Genomic DNA, 23,719 nt, shown 5'->3' with positions numbered 1-23,719 from the left:
TTTATATGCACGTAGTGGGTTTTAAAGTGATCTAACACTACGACTCTGGGCAGGTGGATTAGCCGTTTTATATGCACGTAGTGGGTTTTAAAGTCCTTTGATGATCTCGTAGAAGTGAATGATTCCCTGTTTTATATGCACGTAGTGGGTTTTAAAGTGCAAAAAAGAGCGGAGTAAAATCACTCTCGCCCTTATTTTATATGCACGTAGTGGGTTTTAAAGGCTCGTTGCCTGCTTGGGTTACGACGCTGTGCTTCGTTTTATATGCACGTAGTGGGTTTTAAAGAGCGATATACGGTGTTACCAAGCCCCAACCGTTCTTAGGTTTTATATGCACGTAGTGGGTTTTAAAGCTTTCAGAATCGGTGGATACAGGGCATTGAATCCAGATGTTTTATATGCACGTAGTGGGTTTTAAAGTGGGGAGATGTTTGCTGCGTGACCATTTGAGAAGCCGTGTTTTATATGCACGTAGTGGGTTTTAAAGTACGATATGTGGATTCGTGAGGGATTAATCACCGTGTTTTATATGCACGTAGTGGGTTTTAAAGGGATTATCAAAGGGAATGAGTTACCATCGTGCAGGAGTTTTATATGCACGTAGTGGGTTTTAAAGCGTGATGATTGCTGCAACAGTGATACCCAAATGCGTAGTTTTATATGCACGTAGTGGGTTTTAAAGGGTGCTTGCGCTACTAGCCACCCATATATAGAGAAGGGTTTTATATGCACGTAGTGGGTTTTAAAGGGCAAAGTGACGATCACGCATCCGGTAAAGGATGTGGTTTTATATGCACGTAGTGGGTTTTAAAGTTTAATAGAAGAAAAGAACAGAGCAGCATTATCACGTTTTATATGCACGTAGTGGGTTTTAAAGCTATCTGTAATGTGACTAATCTGCCCAGGATCAGCGTTTTATATGCACGTAGTGGGTTTTAAAGTCGCTTATGTGAGGGGCTTTTTTATGCGATCACCATGTTTTATATGCACGTAGTGGGTTTTAAAGCAGTATGGTAAGTCGATGCACATTACGGAGACGTTTCGTTTTATATGCACGTAGTGGGTTTTAAAGCGTGCTGATCGAGCTGTCCGCGATCCTGAACGTCAAAGTTTTATATGAACGTAGTGGGTTTTAAAGCGTTACAACATTATGAGTCTTGGCTTGTAAGTGAGGGTTTTATATGCACGTAGTGGGTTTTAAAGTAGCGAGTGGTTGCACAATCATTGGGTTAAAGACCAGAGTTTTATATGCACGTAGTGGGTTTTAAAGGAAGAAATCTCGGCTGCGTGCATGCATGCGAGCAGGTGTTTTATATGCACGTAGTGGCTTTTAAAGTTGAATACACACTCCTACTCTGTTAGTATGGAGAGTCGTTTTATATGCACATAGCGGGTTTTAAAATCACCCACCCTACAATCTCCATTAATCAACAAATCCCCTCACGATAAACTAAGCAGTGAACACGAACGCACAACATAATACGCTCTCACTCTGAATATCAGAGAGGGGATTTTCATACTACTGAGACTATAAAGTTTCAATATCTGATCTTCACCCTACTTCATTACAACAATACTTGTTCTCATAAAATATACAGTATACCTTTACCAGCAAGCCCAGTATAAAGGGAAATAATGTTCCACATACTTCCCCAATATCCCCACGCATCACGCCAAAATATTTTTCCGCCGCGCCTCTTCTATCCAGCCCGGAAACTCATTCAACAACCGATCATACAACTCCTCATCGCTCACCTTCGAAATGTCATCCAGTTCAAAAAAGTCCGCATTATCGATAAAACGTCCCTGCAAATCGTCCAGCTCCCGTAGCACACCATAGTTGGCCTTACCCAACCCAACAAATTGCCAGAACAAATTATGATGCGAGCTGTCGGTAATCAGACGAGCAATTTTGCTTTTACTGCTCCCCCCCCATCGCTGAAGAAAATAATGTACGTTGGCAGATGAATATTTGGTTCTTCCACTGTATATTTACGGATTATATCCTCCATAACAGGCAGTTCATTGTTCGTCCCACCTTTGCTGCCAAGCTTGTACGCACGCGCGACATAGTTCTCATAATCCTGCGCCGTCACACTTGGCGCTCGCAGAAACTCCTTCGCGAAAAACCACACATCCAATTCGCCATCATCGTCAAATGCAGCTGCAATTGCCAGCACGCGCTCAAACGCTTCCTGCACGATGCCTTTTTTGTAGAGCGAATACATCGAGCCAGACGCATCAAACACGACGGCTACACGAGCGCGGATCGGGGCGAGCTGTTTCTTTTGCAGCGATAACGTTACTTTTTTCTTAAGCAGGTCGATTTTGGTTAACGGCACGGTTAATTTGGGCGATTCCGATTGTGATGGCTGTGCGGTTGGTTGTAAAACCGATGACGATTGCACAGGAGTAGCAGATCCCGATGATGCCGCGTTCGCTTGCGAAGCTTCCATAGAACCCGAAGCGAAGGAAGCCGATTGGTTATTGTTCAAATTATTAGCACTTGAATCAGTAGCACTCAACTCAGTAGTACCTAAATCAGCCGGAGTCGGCTGAGCAGCGTCCAGACTAGCAGGAAAAGATGGAGTCGCATTTAATCCAGCCGTAACCGCATTATTTAACCCGGTTCCAGCTGTAGCTTGTCCAGCATTTGCGTCATCATCGCCTTCAATCTCCACGCCAAACGACTCTGCCAGCGGCTGTAATCCGCCGAAGAATCCACGTCCAATCGCCCGTACTTTAAAAGCATCTTTGTACTTATACACTTCGATTAGAATGATTGCTGTTTCGGAAGTGACTTCGGATAGTGTGTAGGTAATTTGTTGTCCGTTCATGTCCAGTACTGCCTGGCACTGACCAACCTGAGCGAATGTACCTGCGCCTTCCAGTGTAGCGGTAAACACACATTTGCTAATCGGTGCTTGCTGCAATCGGTTTAGATCCAGAGTAAAACGTGAGCTTTGCGCATCGACTTGAATCCATTGCACCGATTGATGCGGATCGACATTCTGATTGTAAAAAATAAAATAGTCGTCGGAAGGGACTTTGCCATCTTCATTGACCATAAAACAACTCACATCGAGCGCAGACGGTGTACTGCTGCATTGAATAGTTACATTCAGTGTATGACCTGATGGCAAAGTGGTATTTTGACCTTGATTCAATTGGATCGGTTATCCAGACATAGGGTTGTGCCTCCTGTATGTAAATGATGTAAATGGAATAAGCTACAAAACAGCTGCTCTACCTTTTACCATAAGTTCTCTAATCTTCCACGTCAAACTAAAAATTGATCGCAAGACATCCTTTTGCACATCGTTTTCGCACATAGTAAAGTATTGAGATTGTATTCTATCACTTGAGGTTAATAAAGGAAGTTAGTATATAAATAACCAGAAATAAAACGACTACAGGGAGGTATTCATTTGAACAAAATGACGGGATGGACAGCATGGAGTCTGGCGGCATTGTTAACGGTAGGCGGTGTCGGTACAACACATCATGCACAGGCAGCAAGTACGGTATCGTACACGGCATCCAGTGGTTTTGGCTCCACACAGGGCGGTAACGGGTGGCATTATCAGCAAAAGAATGGCACGACCTACAGCGATCTTACATACCAATCCGCAGCCAATCGCTGGGATGCGGGTGGAAGCTATCCCTGGGTATCCTCCAACGCGCAGCATCCAGGCAATACTGCCGATTCTGTGCGAACATGGATTGCTCCAGGCAGTGGAACAATCACAATTGACGGTACTGTCAAAAAAGGAAGTGCCGACGGTGATGGCATTACCGCCACGATTATGAAAGACAGCACAAGTTTATGGACACAAACGATCCAAACGACAACCGAAGTGCAGCCTGCTGACGTAACGAATATTCCAGTACAGCAGGGGACGGAGATTCATTTTGTCGTTAATCGGATCGGTTCGATTAGCTTTGATCATACGCTATGGAATCCGACTATCGTATTCACACCAGGTGCGTATGTACCGGACGATCATAGCCTGTCGATTTTGGATTTTGGTGCGGTGGCGAATGACAATCAGCCGGATGATGCGGCGATGGCGGCGGCGATCCAGCAGGCGAAAACGGAAGGTAAAGATGTGTATGTTCCAGCAGGGCATTTTGAACTGAGCGATATACTGACTGTCGATGGTGTTACATTAAAGGGTGAAAATAAAGCACAGTCGATCCTCACTTCAACCAATCCAGAGCGCGGTTCGATTGATCTGACCGGCAATAGCCCGGCGATTCGTAATCTAGCGCATGTGTACAGCAGTGTAGCCGAGCGCGATGGGAAAAACCAGAAGAACAGTATTAGCGTCAAACAGGCAACGAATTTTGTCGTGGATCATATTGACGTACAAAAGGCGAGTACCGCAGGTATCTATGTTACTGATTCAATCGGTGGCACCATTACGAACAATACGGTACAATATACGCAGGCAGACGGTATTCATCTAACCGGTGACAGCAGCGATATTACCGTCCAATACAATACGGTAAAACAGGTTGGCGATGATACGATTGCTGTGGTCAGCTATGGTCCAAGCGCAAAATCGAGTGGCGATCAGGGTCAAACGAACAACATCCGTATTTTAAATAACGATGTAGGATATGACTCTAATGCACGTGGTATTTCCGTCGTGGGCGGACGGGATGTACAGATCGAGGGCAATCATATTGAGCGGACACAAATGGCTGGTATTTATATTGCGACTGAAACAGGCGATAACAATGATTATAATACACAGCCTGTTGATTCGATTACGATCAATAATAATACCGTAGACCGCACGGCGTTGAAGCCGGGTGGAGGTCATGCGGATATGCTCGTCTATGCAGGATATACAGCGATCAATAATGTTACGTTTAATGATAATACAAGCTCTAATGCAACCAAATACAGCGCAGGTGTATGGGGACGCTCCACTCCACAGATCGGCACGGTAACATTTAACAATACGACGATTATTAATCCGAAAGACCCGAATCAGGTTTATAATTTCCTTAAAGGTACGGTGTATTGGAATGGTAATCAAGTCTATCCTACGAATAATTAAATGGAATACTGGAATGACAACGCAAAACATATCGTTGGTAAAACGTACATCGATGATGAATGTTCCACCGATACAGGCACCCATCACGTCTATATTCGGCACAAACGTACATGATGATGACTGTTTCACGTAATATTACGGCTACGAGCTAATCTGTACCTCTAAAAGAATAAAGCTTTGTTCATTATACTTACCAAAACAGCATCCAGTCCTATTCATACATCAAAAGCCAGCAGACGCGGACGATCCGTCAACTGCTGGCTTTACCTATACCTGTCTTCATGATCTGACATAATGACCTATCTCAATGACCTATCTCAATGACGTATCTCAATGATCTATCTCAATGACCTATCTCAATGATCTATCTCAATGATCTATCTCAATGATCTATCTCAATGATCTATCTCAGTAATCTACTTCAGCGGTTTAGTCTACCTCAACGATCCATCTTAATGATCTCTCTTAATAATCGATCTCAATCATATGACTCAACTATATGTCTCTACGATGTGACTCAACCAAGTGACTCAACCAAGTGACTCAACCAAGTGACTCAACCACATACCTAAACGATGTACTGTAATTTGATCGTTGATCTATCCATTCAGACGATCTTGAACTTGCTCATCACCCAAGCATTTATTTTGTCAGCAGGTCAGACAGCATCTGAATCTGATTGTCGACGGCAATGGGATCTTCATAAAATAGATCATAATAATTTACCATATGCACACGTCCATTTTTTACTGCATCCAGGCTTTTCCATACTTCACTTTGTTGCAGCTCCTGCAACTTCTGTTTTCCGCTGCCTTCCGGGTCATACACGTTTAAAATAATATCTGTGCCAGTTAGCTCTGTGAGTGATTCCATCGATACGGTGGCATTCCATTTGTCCGAATGCGCGAATAGCTTCTTCACAGCTGGTGGCGGCTGGACTTCCAGCATATTGTATAGCACTTCGCCGCCCATATTTCGGTATCCATACACTTGTAAATCTTTTTGGAAAATGCTCAAAATCGTCACGGTCGTATTCGGTGCCATATTTGCATGCAAATGAGCTTTAGCCTGTTCCAATCTGGCGTCAAAGGCAGTGCTCCACTTTTGCGCTTCTTCCTCTCGACCAATAAGTTGTCCCAGCTTTTGCATCCGTTCTTTCAGCGGCATCGTAGTCTTGAGCAGAACGGAGGGAGCGATTTTGACATACTGATCATAGCTTTCATCCCAGGTGGAGATGATCAGATCGGGATTCAATGCCACGACTTGCTCCAGTGAGTCACCGAGTGCTTCGGTACCTTCATTGTTCACATAACGATATTCGCTTAACAAATATTCCGGGTAGCCGATTGGGCGCACACCTAATGTGAGCAGTTCGCCATAAAACCAGTCGGTCACAATACGTTTTGGATGAACAGGCACGATGGATGTGCCGCCCGCATGCTTAAACTCATGCGTAGCAACCGTAGTGGCTGGCTGGGCAGACGTTTCATTGGAACTGGCGCTTGTATGGCTTGTAGTGCCGGAAACGGGTGCCGCAGTTGATGCGCAGGCAGAGAGAATAAGCGTTAGCCCAAGTAGGGCGATCATCATTTTTCCTTTTGTAGCGGTAAACATAGCATATTCCCCTTCTGTGGTAGCTTGATCCGGTGAAGCCGGTCTTTGTCCAGCATAAGGGATAGCAGTCAGATGCAACATGGCAGAATTGTGCATCTGCATTGTACGAAGTTTCCGATAGTCGCCGGGTGTAATGCCACGCACACTTTTGAACGTTTTGTTCAGGTGGAATTCATCGGAGAAGCCGCAGCGGAGGGCGATCTCGCGCAGATTGGCATCGGTAGAGGTGAGAAATTGTTCTACAGCAGACAGTCTTGTACGAATCAAATACTCCTGTGGCGAGACGCCGTGCTGTTTACGGAACAATCGACTCAGACTACTGGCGCTCACATGTACATACTGCGCAATGCGCCGTAGGGATACCGGTTCGTAGTAATGCGTATCCATATAGTGGCGAGCTAACGATACCGCATCCGGCTGGAGTCGCTGGACACCGCCGCGCTCCAGTTGTTCATATACCCGATATACGAGCTGATGCAGTGCTGCCTTGCCATATAGCTGATCCAGTGCTTTGCCACCTGTCCAACGTTCCAGCAACTGGCGTAAATGCTCAGCGAAGAACAATGGATCATCTGGCTCAAAGCCATAACATTCACGAAATGGAGTGGTATCATAGCTTGCCTTTAATTGCCTGCTCCATATTCCTGACGGTTCGGCGCGGTACAGCAAAGTGTATACACCGATGCCCTCTTGTCCGGGTTGAATTGAAATCGAAGACCCTTTCCCCGCATGAAAAAGACCAAATCGTTCGATACTGTACAGACTACTGTTCAATTCCACATCCGCTACACCGCCATAGGAAAACATAAACAGGCTGGCAGGAGCAGGATGTACTTTCCTCACTCGTTCTGGCTGCAACCATTCATGCCGAATATCGATTAAAGAAAGAGAAGCGCGCGTCCAGTGTTGTATGTAGTCGGCTATATGCTCACGTGGAGGTGAATAGCCTGTAGATTGAAAATGTTTCATATCATATTTTCCCCCTGCTGTACGTCTATAAACTATAGACTCTTCATGTAAATGAGATTCATTATCATTTATTATATCGAATCTGACTGCTCAGTGGGATGATTTTTAATTATTTCATAAAATAAAGGTTATGCAGTGACTACTATCGATTTTGCTAGTGTTATTGTTTTACATGTTCGATAACATTAATTCGATAACATTAAGATGTAGTATATATAGTTATTGCCCGTGTACAACATTACATATATATTTTATCAAAATGACGATATTTCGCCTTAAATCGTCTAAAATAACGAAATTTGGGCGAAAATTTGAAACGTTAAGCCAACCTATCCGTATACAGTATGAAGGAACCACCTGTACATCAATACATGCCGCATCTGTAGGATAGCGATACACAAGTCAGTATTTTCATGTAAGTAAAAGAAGTGAAATTGCTTCATCCTAACATCGCTATGATGCAGATGCCCATTCTGAAACGGAGGGGTAGACAGATGGAGACGTTTGATAAACGTAATATGTTTTTTAGTATTATTTTGCTGATTGCCGCGTTTGTGTGGATTGGAGCGTATGCAAGCGAGGTGAAGCTGGAGCGCGAAGTAGAAGCGTACTTGCTGGACAGTCGCCAGTATCGTGCCGAAGATATTGATTATGTCAAAGCCAGCTTCGGCATCAATCCATTGCTAGGTGTAGAAGTCCATTTCACAGACGACCCGGAAGCACGTTATTATTACACACGTAGCGAAGGCTTGATTACTCAGTACAATGCCAAACCACGTGATGGCATCGATCTGCATCATAGCTATGCGTACAAGCATAAAGAGGAAGAGATCGAAGCAAGAGAGCACATTCCTGTGCAATTGGCGATGAAGTAAGGATGAAGTAAGTAAGTGAAATAGGTAGATGAAGTAAGTAGATAAAATAAGTATGTATGAAGTATATTATGTATGAAGTGAGTATATAGTATCTATGGAATGAGTACGTATTATTGATATAGGAATAGCCAGCAACAGTAGCACCTTCAGCAACGAGCCACTCTGTCAGAGCACGGCATACGAGCTTGGAGGTGCTTATTGTTTTACATCATGATTGTATAAAATAGTGTCAATATAGTATCTACAACATCGTGATAACTATCAAAACTTGGATACATTCCATTCCAACGTTTAGATTATTGTCTATTGTATTTATAAACCCGTGGTGCGAGTTCAAGTTCATCTTGGATCATCCTTATTTTCTAAAAGGTATGCGTAAGCAAAATTTCGTCGATTTGTACTTCACAACTAGATAAACGCCTAGAGCGAATGTAAGTCTGGGCAACCTGACGGATGGCAAGGAAAGCCATCTTCATAAAAGGGGGAAATCACGTTCATTTTGGACATTTTTCTGTGCAAGGCTATTTTAGGTTTAATATAGAGTGTGTAAGTAAACTTGTATGTAAGCAGCATGGAACGGAGGGAAGGAAATAAGGGGAAGGACGATTTATAGTGTTAGCGATCTCCTAACACGAGGTTCAATGAAAAGGGATTTTTGCGAAGCAAAATATCGTACTGCTTTTGAGCAGGGGAATCTACAATGATTTCCTATTCCGTAGATTCCCCTGCGAGACCGGAGTCCGCCCCTTATTCTTTCCCGGAACGGTGTATATCCTAGCAAAAACAGTTTGCGTGTGCGCTCTAGCACTATGGGAATTTATTATTATAAATGTAATCATTTATTCGAGCAGAGCAGAGCAGAGCAGAGCAGAGCAGAGCAGAGCAGAGCAGAGCAGAGCAGAGCAGAGTAGAGTAGAGCAGAGTGAAGCTTACTCCACCTGAAAACCAAATACAAACGAGGTCTGACCTGTAGCGTGTTCACCATCCGCGCTCATCCAATCCGCATTAAATTCATAATAATAATAGCCTGCTTTGTGCGGTGCCTGGAATGCTCCATCATGTAGTGTGATTGGCATGGGCGGATGATCAGCAATGCTATGAACATGTATCGTACTTGTATCTTCGGATGCACGGATCGGGTATTGAGTCAGTTCAACCATCGAAGGTGCAGGTGTGTATGGAAAATGTAGCTGTACGCTCGCTCCAGCTTTGATAGCAGGCAGCGACTGCCCTTTCAACATCGCTGCGCCGCCAACAAAATCAGCACAGCCCTTGTTACCCCAGCAGTAGGAGCTTTGCGCAACTGGAATCTTGGTGTGGTCTGCGGCTCTAACCTGCAATGATGGCAGCACATCGCCGTGTAATGGTTGAAGTGATGTAGCATCCTTTTCCGGTGCTGCTATTGTCGTTTCTGCTGCTGGAAATACAGATGCGGATTTACTTGACGTAGACGCAGACTCACTGGACGGAACACTGCTCATAACTAACGCTGGCGTATGCTTGGTACAGCCAATTATGGAGATCAATAACACGCATAACATAAAAAGCTTGCTGTTTCTCTTTCTATTCACATCATCCACCTCCTATAATAGAAGACGTAAGGAATATCCATTTTGTTCCTGAATTACTTTTACATAGAAATGAAGTGGAACAGAGATGAAACGATGGATCAATCATTGCAAGCACGACTGGATCGTTATCCATATAGCCATACTCGGAATACAGCTTTACCCCAATGGATTGCGGCAGCAAAACAGGAGCTTCGCTACCGATTGCCCGACTCCTATGTAGGGTGGCTCACGCATTACGGATCATTATTTTTCAATCGGCAGGATGGTGTATACAGTCTGGCACCACCAGAGTTTCGCGACGATGCGGTCGATGATTTGCTGTATAACTATCGTCTGGATGCAGAGGCGGATTGGCTACCAGCTGGCAGATTATACATCTATCATCCAGATGAAGATGAAAGCTATTATTGGGATGTGAGTAAGCCTGTACATGAGCCGAGTATTCCGGTAGAGTATCCGATGATGCGTGTGGATCATATGGATGGACTAGCGGAGGTATATGCAAACAGCTTTGCCGAATTTGTAGATAGGATGCTTACAGCGCGTGGATATTAAGCAGAAGAGGGAATAAGATGTAATGATGAATAGTTATGAAGGAGGACCCCATGAGTAGATTTGAAAAGTTGTTGATTAAATACATGAGCTATGGGTTTGTAGTGGGACTGTTTTATTCTTTTTTGGCGAATAGGGTGGTAGCCGTATCGACTGTAGATTCCAGCGCGGTGCTGCGCTCACCGCTAGACGAGTATATAATGGATGCTTTATTTAATGCGACACTCGTAAGTGTGATCGTCGGTGCTTTAGTAGCTATTAGCTACTGGGCGAATCCACCTGGAAAGCGCTGAGGGACCGGTTTACGAGATTGATAGGTACCAAGTGAATGATTACAAAGTTGCTAAGTATCAGGTTACTGAGGTACATAGTCATTTGACACGAAAAGGAGCCTATATCTATGACGAATAAGAAGCATACGGAGCAAGCAGATAAGTCATCTGAAACGGTAACTAGACAACAGTCCCATTCAAACGTAGCTGCACATGTCCAATCGGAGCACCAACATCCTGTTGCGATCAAGTATCAATATCGCACACTGCATGGACTCCCCGAAACAGACATACTTCAGCGAATCGCCCGACTGCACGAATCTATATTTACAGCGCACGAAGACGATGGACTTGTTCAGAAAATACATAACAATGTCACCATACTGGATAGGAAGAAGTTGCTGACGATTGTAGCGCTGGATGGAGATAAAGTCATCGGCTACAAAATCGGCTATCCGTTAATGGAGGATCAGCATACATTTTATAGCTGGCTTGGCGGTGTTGATCCCGCTTATCGTCAGCAAGGCATCGCCTCGATGCTAATGGACGAGCAGCACCAATATCTACATCAAGCCGGATATCATAAAGTCCAGACGAAAACGATGAATCGCTGGCGCAATATGTTGCTGCTGAATATTGGGTACGGCTTTGATATCGTGCATACGTTTACCGATGCGCGAGGGCTGTTTAAAATTGTGCTGGAGAAAGATCTGGTGTAGGAATCGGTGTAGATTTTAGGAACACAGATGAGGATAGGGGTGAAAGAGTGGGCATATCCATTAGCCTGACATCATAGGAATGAAGCGGCAAGGTGCATAAGCAAAGTAGAATAGGTATAGAATCGTATACGTAATCATAATATGCAATTATAAAAGCAAACATAAAAACAAACGCAAAAAGCAGATCGGACTGTACAGATCTGCTTTTTGCCGTTCACATACAATCTGGTCAATGTAACAGAAAAGGAACTACTTTAAAAATAATAAAATAAATGTATTTCATACATAAACTAGAAAAATAGGTATTTCCATAATAGTACAAAAGATGTATTATGAAGAAGATTAAGCAATATATTCACTCTTATGACACCTGTCTATATACCTATACATCATATCTGAACACAAAATATATTCTCCGTTAGTATTCCAGAAGCACTGGAACGAAAGCAGAAGTAGCGCGGAATCGACGGCAACAAGGAGCACGAACTTATGGCATACATGATTCCAGAAACGATTCCTGGCTCAGCCACGCAAGGAGAACGGATTTTATTCAACACCTTCCGCAAACATCTTCCCGACAACTATATCGTCTACTATGAACCCCATATTAACAACGGTCATCATCGCAGACCCGACTATGTAATCATCGGTCCCGATCTCGGTCTACTCGTACTGGAAGTGAAAGACTATACCGAGCATACATTGTACCAGTTAAGCCCGGATGAATGGCAATTACATACTAACAAGGGCACTGAAAGTTTGGAAACTGTGAAAAATCCGATCACACAGGCGCGTAACTACGCGTTCCATATCCACAACAAACTGAAAAAAGACCGCAATCTGCTCCAGCAGGAAGGCGCTTACGCCAATAGTCTCAAATTTCGCTATGGCTATGGCGTTGTATTCACCCGTATGAAAGAAGTGCATATGATTCGCAATGAAATTCATCGTTGCATCGACCTTAATCTGGTACTAACTCGTGAGCAGATCAATCCAGATGATGAGCAATTCGATGCAGACCATCTGCGGGAACGCATGAGCAATATGTTCCCAATTCCTTTTCACCAGCGTCAATGGCTGAGTGAGGAAGACATGACAGCGATTCGGTATCATCTATTTCCGGAAGTGCGTATCCGTGCAGATATTCAACATCGTGGCTATTATCAGGACGATGTGCTGCTATCGCTACACAATATGCAGGCGATGGATTTGCATCAAGAATCGCTTGCTCGTCAGCTTGGCGATCGGCATCGATTGATCCGTGGCGTGGCCGGAAGTGGCAAAACGCTTGTACTCGCCACACGAGCACGCACACTTCTGCGTGAGCATCCCGATTGGCGTATTCTCGTACTCTGCTATGGCAGCCCACTATCGTGCAATATTCGCAGCATGATCATGCACAAGCTGTGCGAACCAGAGGATTTGTTCGAATGGTCAACGATGCAGATACAAGGGGAAGCAGAACAGGCACAGGCCAATGACATATTGCCCGAACAACTTGAAATTGGGACGTTTCACGATTGGATGTATAAGCACTTTCCATTGAAGTTTTCCATGAGTGAGAAAGAAAATGAACGTCAAATTCAGGAGCTGCTGGATCAACTGGAAAGTGGAACGATGATCGCACCACAATACGATGCGATTCTCATTGATGAAGGTCAGGACCTGGAACCACAATGGCTAGAGCTGATCACGAAGTCACTTAATCCAGATACACAATCATTATTGATCGTAGAAGATAAAGCCCAAAAGATTTTCCGCCGCAAAGTCAGCCTATCTCGTAACACCGGACTCGACTTCCGTGGACGCTCCAAAATATTAAATATCAACTACCGCAACACATCACAGATCGTTCATTTTGCCTGGGAGTTTTATCGTTCCCATTCCAAGCTCAAAGATAAATTCCAGAATACGATTACTGCAAGCGATGTCGCCGAGATTATCCCCCCTCAAGGCACCAAGCGTAAAGGCCCTGAACCACAGATGCGTCATTGTACATCGATTACAGACGAGATGAATTGGGTTGCGGAGCAAATTCAATATTTGCATGGGGAGAAAAAAGTCGCTTATACCGATATGGTGATCCTATATCGGGTGAAGGGTAGCTACAAAAACACTTATATCGTCGACACGATCCGGCAGGGCTTGCAGGAAAGCGAGATTCCGTTTAACTGGTTCACCGAGAATAAGCGAACGAAAGATGCTTTTGATCGTTACGAAGAAACGGTGAAAATTTCCACGATTGATAGTGCGAAGGGAATGGACTTCCGGGCAGTGTTTATCGTGAATGTGGACGGGATGCCAAGAGAGAAGGCGAAGGACGAGGAATGGGATGAGGAAGTGTCGCGGTTGTATATTGGGATGACAAGGGCGATGGAGTATTTGTATTTGAGTTATAGCCGGATGGAAGGATTTGCGAAGTGGGTGGAGGAGAACATTAATTTAAATAATTATTAAAAGGAGTGTGTGAAATGGATAGCAAAATTATAAGAAAAATGCTTAAAGAAGAAGAAAATGCCCTTTTAGACTTTAAATCAATCTTTTTTGATATAAATGATAGTAAAAGTAAAATGGATTTTGTAAAAGATATTTTGTCTTTTTCTAACTCTACTATTAACAACAATGCTTACATTATTTGTGGCGTTAAAGAAGATGGAACTGGAAATAAAGAGATTCTAGGTGTGCATGCTAATACTCATATTGATGATGCAAGATGGGTGCAACTGCTAAGCAGTTATTCAAGTCATCCAATAAATTTTAGTATTAGAAAAGTAAAACTTGATATAGAAAATGTTTCGATCATAATAATTGAAATTAGCAAAGATCAAAAAAGGCCTGTTTTTTGTGCAAAAGATCATGGGGAAAAATTGAAAAAAGGGAATATATATTATAGAAATGGTTCCACCAATGATATAGCTAAAGATTTGGTTACAGTAGAAAGGATAATACAAAAAACTCAACAAATTGGCGAGAACAATCCACAATCGGATCCTACGTATAACAGGTATTCAAAATTCCCACCAGCACCTTACTATGAATTTTTTGGGAGGGAAGATGAATTGGTAGAGGTTTTTAATGATTTAATTAATCATCATAAAAATTATCTTTTATCCTTAGTAGGAGATGGTGGGGTAGGGAAAACTTCCATCGCTTACAAAGTAGCTGAAAGAGTCAAAAATGATATTGAGGAAGGAGTTAGTGAATTTGATGATGTGATTTGGATAAGTGCTAAAGATCAGAGAATTTATTTTGATGAAAGAAGAGAATTAGAAAGAGAGTTTAATTCTATCGAAGATCTTTATAATAAAATTTTATTAATATTTCATGATTTTAATTTTTTGATAAAAACTAGTTTTGCGGAAAAATTAAAATTAGTGAATGAAGCTTTAAATGGGACAAGTTTTTTATTTGTTTTAGATAATCTAGAGGTGTTTTCTAATGAAGAGATTAAAAGAATTAATGATTTCGTAAAAAATGCACCGAATGGTCATAAGTTTTTATTCACATCAAGACATGATCTTAGAGTTCAAGAAATTGTATCTGTATCTTCATTTGGAAAAGAGACAACAGAAGTATATGTAGATAATATTATACAAGAATTAAATAAAAATATTAGCGGAAAAATAAATGAAATCGAAATTCAACAATTGTTTGATAGTTTCTATAAATTAACTAATGGAAATCCACTCTATATAAAGTTCTTTCTATCACAAATGTATAAAGGAAGACCTTTGACAGAAATTCTAAGCCGAAGAAATGTAGATAGTGAAAAACCATTGAAGGCTTACTGCTTTGACTCTACTTTAGAAGAATTAGAAAGTGATGAAATTATCATGATGTATTCGTTGGCAATATCTGAAGCCAGCTATCTTTCGTTAAATGAATTAATATGTGTTACAAACCTAGAAAGAAATCATATTCAAAATTTACTGGAACAGTTGGTAGCTAGATCGATGATTTACAAAGAGTTTAACAAAGGTCAACAAGTTTATATTTTAAATAGTTTATTAAAAAATTATTTGATTGAAGAAAAACGCATACCTGGTGCTGAACAAGTAAGATTAACTCAAAAAACGCGACTTTTTGATATATATAATAAAGATATTAATGAGGACTATGCTTTTAATTTTGGTTTAAAAACTGTTATAAATAAAAATGAAATTATGTCTTTTAATATGTCTATTGATTTGTTAAATAGTAATGAACTAATAACAGATAGTATAGACGTAATCCCGAAACTTTATTCAGGTAATTATATGTTACCTTTATATACAATACTAAGAAAAATTTCTAACAGAAGACGTGTAACTGATTTTCATATATATAATGAAATAAACACCGCTTTTGTACAAGCCTCAGCTAATACTTCTTACAAAGAGTTAAAAACAATGTTGAGTGTATGGAAATGTATATTATATATGAGAATTGAGAAATATGATGATGTAATTCAGGAGATTGAATACATTAATAAAAGTGAAAATACTCATCAAAACTTGTTACTGGTTTTGAAAGCATCTGCATTAAGCTCTCAAGCAAAGGAAGAATTTAATAAACAACGTTTTAAAAAGCATGATGATTATAGAGAAGAATCAAACATGATTTTTGGAGAAAATTTACAGGAATTTATGAAAAAGCCGTATTTCTTTTTTATAAAAAATAATATAATTAAACATTATCGTTATAACACAAATCATTTAAAACAAAGCCTCGAACTTGATACTAAAGACTACAGTCCATTCATTCCAGATTTTGACATGGTAAATCGTTTTTCTTTTTAATGGTAACTTTATATTTAGAAAATTATTTAAAAACACTCTATTTATATAAATAGAGTGTTTTTTATGAAATTTGATAAATAAGCCTTTAAAAATTTATAGTTGAATTTAGTTCAATGGAGAAAATATTGGGAGCGAGGTATACATTAATTCTCTCAAACAACTAATAATAACTTGCAACAAATGCTCATACTAGGCATTGGTTTGGAAACAATCCTTGTAGTCGAGATTCTAATCAGCAATAGAAAGTATTGTAACTACTACAAAAATGTTTAATCTGTTAATTCAATAGTTAAATCGACTTATTTTACAAATCAAGGAACAATTTAAGATGAAGGACTAGGTATTTGGCTCTATCAAGCAAATTGCTGATAATCTGAGATTAACATCACTAGTATATCGACCGAAAAATGCTATGCAAAGAATGATGGTATTAGTTGGGATCATAGCAACCTAAATTCGTAAAATGGTAGATGCTAATTAATCCTCTGCTAAAGATGTTAGAAGACACTAATGTTTTTTACAGATATTTTTAATAAGCTGAATACCATAGTGGTGGATTATAGCTTCGATAGAGTAACTGACAAGTTTGACAAATGATATATGTAGAATAGCTCGCTATATTTAATTTGCTTGCTCAATTAAGTACCTAGATAGGTAATTAAATAAACACTTTTTAGATATTTAAGTAAGAAGATCCTCTACTATACAAACCCAAATTTGACTTCCCCCAACCACCCCAACTATAATACGTACTCATGAGAGCCGTTGCAGCCAACCCATCACTATATCACGATACAACCTGCACACAGCTCCACTACCTTGATTTCTACAAACGGAGGGTTAACCAATGAATGAGATAATCAAGCTTTTTGATGATTACGAGTATATTGTCGATCGGTATACGGTCGTCGGCGAATGGGAAGTCTGGGTGCAGCATGCGAAGCTGGGCAAGACGCGCATCGCTGTGCGGATCAAGCAAGGGCGGGATGAGCAGTATTACCATGATGTGAGCCACTTTTACCAGCCGGGCAGTGAGGCAGCGCCTTACATTTTGGAACAGGCAGGGCAGCATACGCCGGAAGCGGCGATTCGTCATGCGATGAATCAAGTGTTTACGCATTTTCGACCGGATGATGCGAAGGCAGAATGGATTTTAAATGAGAATTTTTAGTCTAGCGATGTCTGAATTTTATTACGAGATCAGAAAAAGATATAGCGGTGATGAAGCTTTATAAAGGTAGCTGCAATCGCATAAGAAGACATTATAACGAGACGATACAATGAATCCCACAATAAAATGCGATAACGAGAATATAGGCTGACATTTCATCATAAAAGCCAAAACGATGATATTCCATATATGATAAAATTTTATTATAAGAACGATAACGATAATAATAACAAAAGCCGGATGCGATCGATGCATCCGGTTTTATTATTCTCTTTGTTGTTCGCCTTATTACTCCCTTTGTTGTCTCTTTTACTGTTACTGCTTTCGGTTTACTTCTTTCATTTTACGCCTATTTCCATACAACGTTTTAACGCCGATCCCCTTATGGATTTTTTGCAACACTCCACATTTCAATTTCAATTCCATATTCCAACGCCACGTAAAGTTTGCATTCAGTCAGAAAGCATGCTATATTCTGACTACAGAACCGAAATGGTTTTTTGGTCACGAAAAACATTCGCTATATCTACTCTCATCTTTACGCTTACAGGACAGGGCTAGCATGCTGTGTATTGCCTGATTTTGCCTGTTCGAAATGGGTACGGGATGAATCCAGACAGTACGGCGAGACAGGAGGGAATGCGATGAACGAGTTATTTTGGGATGAGGAACCGATCAAATTATCATTTATGCTGGATCATTTGTTGTTAGAGGAGGAGCGTATGATGAGTCATTCACATGATGAGCGCTATATGAAAATTATTGAGTCTGCACGTGAGGTGTTTTCCAAGTTTGGTTATAAAGGGACGACAGTTGATCGTATTGCGAAGAACGCCGGGATTGGCAAAGGAACGATCTATCTCTTTTTTGAAACGAAGGAAGAGATTCTGAATGCGATTCTGGATGTATCGCTAATGGAGATGGTGCGTCAGGCAGAGGAGATTATTAACAGCGAAGGGGATAGTAAGGAGCGAATGTATCGCGCGATTTATACTTGTATCAGCTTCCGTGAATATCATACCATCGCTGATCGTCTGGCAGAAGAGCTACAGGAGTTTGGAACAACCGCCTCCCACAAAGCATTATGCCATATTGATTCGGTTGTGAACACAGCGGTCTGCCGCTTGCTGGAGCAGGCAGTTGCGCAGAAGCTCATTCGTCCGATTGACAATGTGAAGTTGACTTCACTTGTACTCATTCATATGTATGATGCGATGACACTCCATTGGGAAAAGGAGAACGAACCGCTTAGTAATGATGAAGTGTTCGAGATGCTGCACAAATTCCTGACTTGATTGAAGTGAATGAAGTAGATCTAGTGGATGCAATGGGTGCAGGCAATGCATATCGAATACTTATCGCATATCAGAGCTTATCGTATATTGAACAATTACCTTACTGTCACAACTCATTGATCTATAGATAGAAGCATATAGATAGAAAAGAAGTCACAGGCGATTCACGCCAAGCGGGGATATGGAAATGGAGGAGCAAGACGATGGTAAAGAAAATACAGCCTCTCTGGGCTGCGGGACTAGCCTTAACGATTTTACTGGCAGGTTGCTCAAGCAAGGAAGCGGAACCGGCGGCAACCAGCGCAAGTACGGTAACCGTAGCTAAAGTACAATCTGTACCTTTAAACGCAGTCTATGATCTGTCTGGTACACTTGCTGCGGTTCAGCAATCGCCGGTCGCTTTTGAGCTTGGCGGTACAGTTGATCGTATCCGAGTCAATGTGGGAGATGCCGTTAACAAGGGGCAGGCGATTGCAACGCTGGATAGTGCGGATTTACAGTTAAAGGTAAGTGAAGCACAGGAAGCGGTACAACAAGCGAATGCAGGCTTGACCGCAGCGAATGCTTCACTCAGCAATGCAACAGCTGTTCGCTCGGCAGCACAGACAGGTGTAGCGGCAGCCGAAGCGCAGGTGGAAGGGGCGAAAGCGAAGCAGCAGGGCGTGCTGGATGGTGCGCGTGAGCAGGAGAAGCAGCAAGCGCGTAATGCGGTGAGCAAGGCGCAGACGGCGTACAATCAGGCGAAGTCGGCTGCGGACCGTGCAGAGACGTTATTCCAAAATGGACTGCTCACCAAGCAGGAAAATGAGCAGGCACAGACTTCCCTTGCGACAGCAAAGGATGCACTGGATGATGCGAATCAGCAGCTTTCATTGACGCTGGCAGGGGCAAGTAATTCAGATCGTGCAAGTGCTGCCTCTGCGGTGAAGCAGGCGCAGGTAGGTGTACAGTCGGCTCAGGCGCAAGTGTCTCAAGCAAGTGCAGGGATTGAGCAAGCACAGGCAGGCGTACAACAGGCGCAAGCGTCGTATGATCAGGCCAGTGTATCACTGGCGCAGGCGAAGCTAGCCTTATCCAAATCTCAGCTGAAGTCGCAGGTGAGCGGCGTTGTGCTGGAAAAGGACATTTCAGTTGGGCAGACGGTAGCGGCAGGCACGACGGCATTTACGATTGGTCAGCTTAATCAGTTGAAGGTACTGCTGCCTGTGCCGGATGAGCAGATTACCCAGTGGAAGACCGGTCAGCAGGTAAGTTTGAGTTTATATGACGAGCAACGTACCGGACGGGTGACCAACATTTATCCAAAGACAAATGATAATACAGGGACGATTAGCGTGGAGGTTCAACTGAGCAATCCGAATCAAGATTGGAAGCCAGGACAGGTGGTCAAAGCATCCCGTAATGTACAATCCCAAAAAGGCATTATGGTGCCTGTCGAAGCGGTCGTTAGTATGGATGATTCACCTTATGTGTATCGCAGTGTGAATGGTAAAGCTGTACGTACATCCGTGAAAACCGGTGCTCTGATGGACAACAAGCTCGTCATTACGGAAGGACTGAAAGTGGGCGATACGATCGTCACATCAGGTGCCGATCGATTGATGGACGGTGATCGCATTACAGCGCAGGCTGCGGGAAGTACGAAGGCTACCAGCGGATCGCAGGAAGGCAGTGCGCAATGATTCGATATCTTGTTAAGAAAAGTAAGATTACCCTGCTGTTTTTCGCATTGCTGATCGGGATTGGTGCATTTAGTGGCTTTGGACTACCGAAGCAGCTTATGCCAGACATCGTTGTGAAGCAGGCAACGGTGACGACTGTCTATGCTGGCGCTACACCGGAGCTAGTGGAGACGACCGTCACGAGGGTGCTGGAATCGAAGATTAAAGAAGTATCCAATCTCAAGACGGTCAGTTCGGTGTCGATGTCAGGCGTATCTGTTATTACACTGGAGACACAACCAACAGCGGATGCACCAACCGTATGGAGTGAACTGCGTAAAAAGGTCGAAGATGCAAAGGCGGATTTGCCGGATGGCGCCGATGCACCGGTCATTAATGATAATTTGACTAAAGCCTTTGTTCAGTCGTTCGCCATCTACGGGGATAGCGCGCAAAATTTATGGAAGCTACAGGATCTGATGACTAACTGGCGAGATCAGCTGCGCTCGGTTGCGGGCGTAACCGATGTAACGATTACCGGCTTGCCGAAACAGCAGGTACGTATTGAAGCGAATATGTCCAAGCTACAACAATATGGCATTCCGTGGGAATCAATTCTGAATGCGGTACAAAAGGAAAATAACCGCGTGCCGACAGGCACACTGGATTATGCAAAGCGCAGCTACCAGCTGACCGTGCCAGTGGATCATGATGCGTCCAGTTTGGAAAAGGTTGTCGTTTTCAAGTCTGAAAATGGTACACCGGTTTATTTAAAAGACGTTGCCAGCGTACAGATGGGCAATGAGAAGGTAGAGTACAACAGTTATTATAACGGACAGCCGTCGATCTCCATTCAGATTAACAGTGAAGTCGGTTCGGATGTACCATCCATGTATGAACGTGTGAATGCGAAGATGGATGAACTGAAAACGACATTGCCGTCCAATCTGAAGCTTGCATCGCTATTTGCGCAAAAGAACGAAACCGATCGTATTTTCCACAATCTGCTCGTGGAGATGCTGATTGCAATTGCAGTCGTTATCGTTGTCTGTATGCTGGGCTTAAATCTGCTAACTTCATCCTTTGTCGCACTGGCGATTCCGATCTCGATTGCGATTGCAATGACGTTCTTGCCGGGCATGGATATTACGCTGAATCAGATTACAGTTGTCGGTCTAATTATCGTACTCGGCATACTGGTCGATGATGCAGTTGTCGTTAATGACAATATCGAACGAAGGCTATCTGTGCTGCGCGAGCGTCCATATGATGCGGCGATAAACGGTACGAAAGAAGTATCGGTCTCGATTTTGACAGCAACGCTGGCGACGATTGCAGCGTTTGCGCCGCTGATGTTCTTGACAGGTGACGTGGGTGCTTTTATTAAGCCGATTCCGGTCGTCATTTCACTGGCGATGCTGGCATCGATGGCCATGTCGCTTACGATCATTCCGATCTTCCGTATCTGGTATGAAAAACGAAATATTTTAAAAGGCAAAAAGCGTGCTAATAGCAAGCCTGCCGGATTACTCGGCAAGCAGATTCAGAGTGTGTCGGATAGCTATGCCCATCGCCTGATGCCAAAAGTGTTGAAGCGTCCGATGCTGGTCGCGCTGGCAGGGCTAATTGTGAGCACCTGTATTTATGGACTTACACTGTTCACGCCTGTACAGCTATTCCCACGCTCTAGCAATCCAGAGCTGACGATCAAGATTACGATGCCAACCGGCACATCGATTGAAGATACAGACAGTACGGTGCGTCAGATTGCCCAATGGGCGCAAAAGCAGCCCGGTGTGGAATCGGTATCGTCTGCATCGGGTGGTACTGCGCCACCGCTCTTTTACAATATTACGAATATCGCTTCCTTCTCGACCAATCAAGGTGAGGTGCTGTTAAAAGGCGAGCTTGGGCAGCTGGATAGTACAGCGGCTGTTGCCAATTGGCCACAACAATTGAAGCAACTATTTCCACAGGTCACCACATCGGTCACACAGACCGAGCTTGGTATTCCAGTCGGCAAGCCCGTTTCGATCCGTATTCTTGGTACGGACTTGAAAGAGCTGCGCAAGCTGACCGATCAGGTGAAAAATGTAATTGCATCAACGAATGGAACAAGTAATATTAGCGATACGATGGGTGTGCAGGATTACACACTGGACTTTGAAGTGAATCGTGCGGCTATGGATCGCTACAATGTGACGTATGAGAATCTGACGCGTACATTGCTTATGACCGGTACAGGCGTGAAAGTAGGCGAGTTTGATAATGGACGTGATCTGGTCGATATCAAAATTTACATGAAAGACGCACCGTCGACAGATCCAGCTGTTCTGTTCCAGCAGGTGAATGTGACGAACTCGGACAATGTACAGGTTCCGTTGACACAGCTCGTCCATATTCATCCGGCGTTCTCCATCAAGCAGATTAATCATTATAATTTGTCACGTTCCAATACGATTGAAGCGGATGTGAATGGACGTACTGCTACCGAGGTGATGCAGGATGTGAATGTCGGTCTGGCAAAAATCAACTTCCCACCGGGCTATTCATGGGAAGTGGGCGGCGAGACATCGAAGCAAAGCGATATTTTCATCGATCTGGCGAAGTTATTTGCGATCGTTGTCGTGTTGATCTTTATTTTGATCGCGATGCAATTTTATTCGATGTGGATTCCGCTGATCGTTATGACGACCGTGTATCTGGCGGCAGCTGGAGGGGTGTTAGGCTTATTTATTAGTCAGACGCCAATCGGTTTTATGTCCATTATGGGTGTAATCTCACTGGCAGGGATTGTCGTGCGAAACGGAATTGTACTGATTGAATTTATCGAGGACGCCCGCCATGAAGGACTGGAAATGAAAGAGGCAATTATTCAGGCAGCGTCTGCCCGTTTCCGACCGATCCTACTCACTTCACTGGCAGCGATTGTTGCGCTATTGCCAATGGCAACAGTGGGCGAGCAACTATTCCGTCCGCTAGCGATTGCGATTGTATTCGGATTGGTGTTCTCGACGCTACTCACATTGTTCGTTGTGCCATCGCTGTATATGGTGCTGGCTCGCCATAACGATAAGCGCAAAGCTCGCAAGGCAGAGCAAGAAGCGCTATTGGAGCAAAAGCTCAATGAATGGTAAGGATAGAATACATCGCATCAAGATTAGGATGATATG

Annotated in this window: 13 protein-coding genes, 1 pseudogene and 1 CRISPR repeat array (1 of these 15 running past the window's edge); of the genes and pseudogenes, 11 read left to right on the top strand and 3 right to left on the bottom strand. The window is 43.0% G+C overall.

Annotated features, from left to right (window positions below):
* Positions 1-1,402: direct repeats of the CRISPR family, unit length 29 nt; unit sequence GTTTTATATGCACGTAGTGGGTTTTAAAG (it extends 2,420 nt beyond the left edge of the window).
* A 266-nt stretch (positions 1,403-1,668) separates the two neighbouring features.
* A pseudogene (locus tag AAHF22_RS17075) lies at positions 1,669-3,167 on the bottom strand (VWA domain-containing protein).
* A 270-nt stretch (positions 3,168-3,437) separates the two neighbouring features.
* Here AAHF22_RS17075 and AAHF22_RS17070 point away from each other — a divergent pair.
* Complete coding sequence (locus tag AAHF22_RS17070; protein WP_347326330.1) at positions 3,438-5,069, top strand: right-handed parallel beta-helix repeat-containing protein; 1,632 nt, start codon at positions 3,438-3,440, stop codon at positions 5,067-5,069.
* A gap of 642 nt (positions 5,070-5,711) precedes the next feature.
* Here AAHF22_RS17070 and AAHF22_RS17065 read toward each other — a convergent pair.
* Positions 5,712-7,652 carry a helix-turn-helix domain-containing protein gene (locus tag AAHF22_RS17065; protein ID WP_347326237.1) on the bottom strand — a complete coding sequence of 647 codons (1,941 nt, stop codon included), beginning with the start codon at positions 7,650-7,652 and terminating at the stop codon, positions 5,712-5,714.
* Between the two features lie 494 nt (positions 7,653-8,146).
* Between AAHF22_RS17065 and AAHF22_RS17060 the strand changes: the two genes are divergently transcribed.
* The gene (locus tag AAHF22_RS17060; RefSeq protein WP_347326236.1) at positions 8,147-8,527 is read left to right on the top strand and encodes a hypothetical protein; all 381 of its coding nucleotides are present in this window, start codon (positions 8,147-8,149) and stop codon (positions 8,525-8,527) included.
* 929 nt (positions 8,528-9,456) lie between these two features.
* Here the strand turns inward: AAHF22_RS17060 and AAHF22_RS17055 are convergent.
* Positions 9,457-10,098, bottom strand: a complete 642-nt coding sequence (locus AAHF22_RS17055; protein WP_347326235.1) for a hypothetical protein — start codon at positions 10,096-10,098, stop codon at positions 9,457-9,459.
* A 93-nt stretch (positions 10,099-10,191) separates the two neighbouring features.
* Here AAHF22_RS17055 and AAHF22_RS17050 point away from each other — a divergent pair, with 93 nt between their 5' ends.
* The 9 genes from AAHF22_RS17050 to AAHF22_RS17010 all read left to right on the top strand — a co-directional run bounded on the left by AAHF22_RS17050 (position 10,192) and on the right by AAHF22_RS17010 (position 23,683).
* The gene (locus tag AAHF22_RS17050; RefSeq protein ID WP_347326234.1) at positions 10,192-10,653 is read left to right on the top strand and encodes an SMI1/KNR4 family protein; all 462 of its coding nucleotides are present in this window, start codon (positions 10,192-10,194) and stop codon (positions 10,651-10,653) included.
* A 50-nt stretch (positions 10,654-10,703) separates the two neighbouring features.
* Positions 10,704-10,943, top strand: coding sequence for a hypothetical protein (locus AAHF22_RS17045; RefSeq protein ID WP_347326233.1), 240 nt, complete (start codon positions 10,704-10,706; stop codon positions 10,941-10,943).
* Between the two features lie 107 nt (positions 10,944-11,050).
* Complete coding sequence (locus AAHF22_RS17040) at positions 11,051-11,641, top strand: GNAT family N-acetyltransferase (RefSeq protein ID WP_347326232.1); 591 nt, start codon at positions 11,051-11,053, stop codon at positions 11,639-11,641.
* Between the two features lie 489 nt (positions 11,642-12,130).
* A complete protein-coding gene (locus AAHF22_RS17035) occupies positions 12,131-14,098 on the top strand; it encodes a 3'-5' exonuclease (RefSeq protein WP_347326231.1) in 1,968 nt (655 codons plus the stop codon).
* A 14-nt stretch (positions 14,099-14,112) separates the two neighbouring features.
* Positions 14,113-16,419, top strand: a complete 2,307-nt coding sequence (locus AAHF22_RS17030; protein ID WP_347326230.1) for an RNA-binding domain-containing protein — start codon at positions 14,113-14,115, stop codon at positions 16,417-16,419.
* 847 nt (positions 16,420-17,266) lie between these two features.
* Positions 17,267-17,590 (top strand): hypothetical protein, encoded by a 324-nt coding sequence (locus AAHF22_RS17025; RefSeq protein WP_347326229.1) that lies wholly within the window; start codon positions 17,267-17,269, stop codon positions 17,588-17,590.
* Positions 17,591-18,234: 644 nt separating this feature from the next.
* The gene (locus AAHF22_RS17020) at positions 18,235-18,885 is read left to right on the top strand and encodes a TetR/AcrR family transcriptional regulator (RefSeq protein WP_347326228.1); all 651 of its coding nucleotides are present in this window, start codon (positions 18,235-18,237) and stop codon (positions 18,883-18,885) included.
* Positions 18,886-19,088: 203 nt separating this feature from the next.
* Positions 19,089-20,567, top strand: a complete 1,479-nt coding sequence (locus AAHF22_RS17015; protein ID WP_347326227.1) for an efflux RND transporter periplasmic adaptor subunit — start codon at positions 19,089-19,091, stop codon at positions 20,565-20,567.
* On the top strand, positions 20,564-23,683 hold the full coding sequence (locus AAHF22_RS17010; RefSeq protein ID WP_347326226.1) for an efflux RND transporter permease subunit: 3,120 nt from the start codon (positions 20,564-20,566) through the stop codon (positions 23,681-23,683). Before AAHF22_RS17015 ends, AAHF22_RS17010 begins: the two co-directional genes overlap by 4 nt.
* Positions 23,684-23,719 lie beyond the last annotated feature (36 nt).

Source organism: Paenibacillus wenxiniae, from assembly GCF_039822605.1.
Taxonomy (GTDB): domain Bacteria; phylum Bacillota; class Bacilli; order Paenibacillales; family Paenibacillaceae; genus Saccharibacillus; species Saccharibacillus wenxiniae.
Note: the sequence above shows the minus strand (reverse complement) of the source record. Positions and strands in the feature narration are given on the sequence as shown.

Coding starts and splice junctions, on each gene's coding strand:
- AAHF22_RS17070 (WP_347326330.1), top strand. CDS start 3,438: ATGACGGGATGGACAGCATGGAGTCTGGCGGCATTGTTAACGGTAGGC.
- AAHF22_RS17065 (WP_347326237.1), bottom strand. CDS start 7,652: ATGAAACATTTTCAATCTACAGGCTATTCACCTCCACGTGAGCATATA.
- AAHF22_RS17060 (WP_347326236.1), top strand. CDS start 8,147: ATGGAGACGTTTGATAAACGTAATATGTTTTTTAGTATTATTTTGCTG.
- AAHF22_RS17050 (WP_347326234.1), top strand. CDS start 10,192: ATGGATCAATCATTGCAAGCACGACTGGATCGTTATCCATATAGCCAT.
- AAHF22_RS17045 (WP_347326233.1), top strand. CDS start 10,704: ATGAGTAGATTTGAAAAGTTGTTGATTAAATACATGAGCTATGGGTTT.
- AAHF22_RS17040 (WP_347326232.1), top strand. CDS start 11,051: ATGACGAATAAGAAGCATACGGAGCAAGCAGATAAGTCATCTGAAACG.
- AAHF22_RS17035 (WP_347326231.1), top strand. CDS start 12,131: ATGGCATACATGATTCCAGAAACGATTCCTGGCTCAGCCACGCAAGGA.
- AAHF22_RS17030 (WP_347326230.1), top strand. CDS start 14,113: ATGGATAGCAAAATTATAAGAAAAATGCTTAAAGAAGAAGAAAATGCC.
- AAHF22_RS17025 (WP_347326229.1), top strand. CDS start 17,267: ATGAATGAGATAATCAAGCTTTTTGATGATTACGAGTATATTGTCGAT.
- AAHF22_RS17020 (WP_347326228.1), top strand. CDS start 18,235: ATGAACGAGTTATTTTGGGATGAGGAACCGATCAAATTATCATTTATG.
- AAHF22_RS17015 (WP_347326227.1), top strand. CDS start 19,089: ATGGTAAAGAAAATACAGCCTCTCTGGGCTGCGGGACTAGCCTTAACG.
- AAHF22_RS17010 (WP_347326226.1), top strand. CDS start 20,564: ATGATTCGATATCTTGTTAAGAAAAGTAAGATTACCCTGCTGTTTTTC.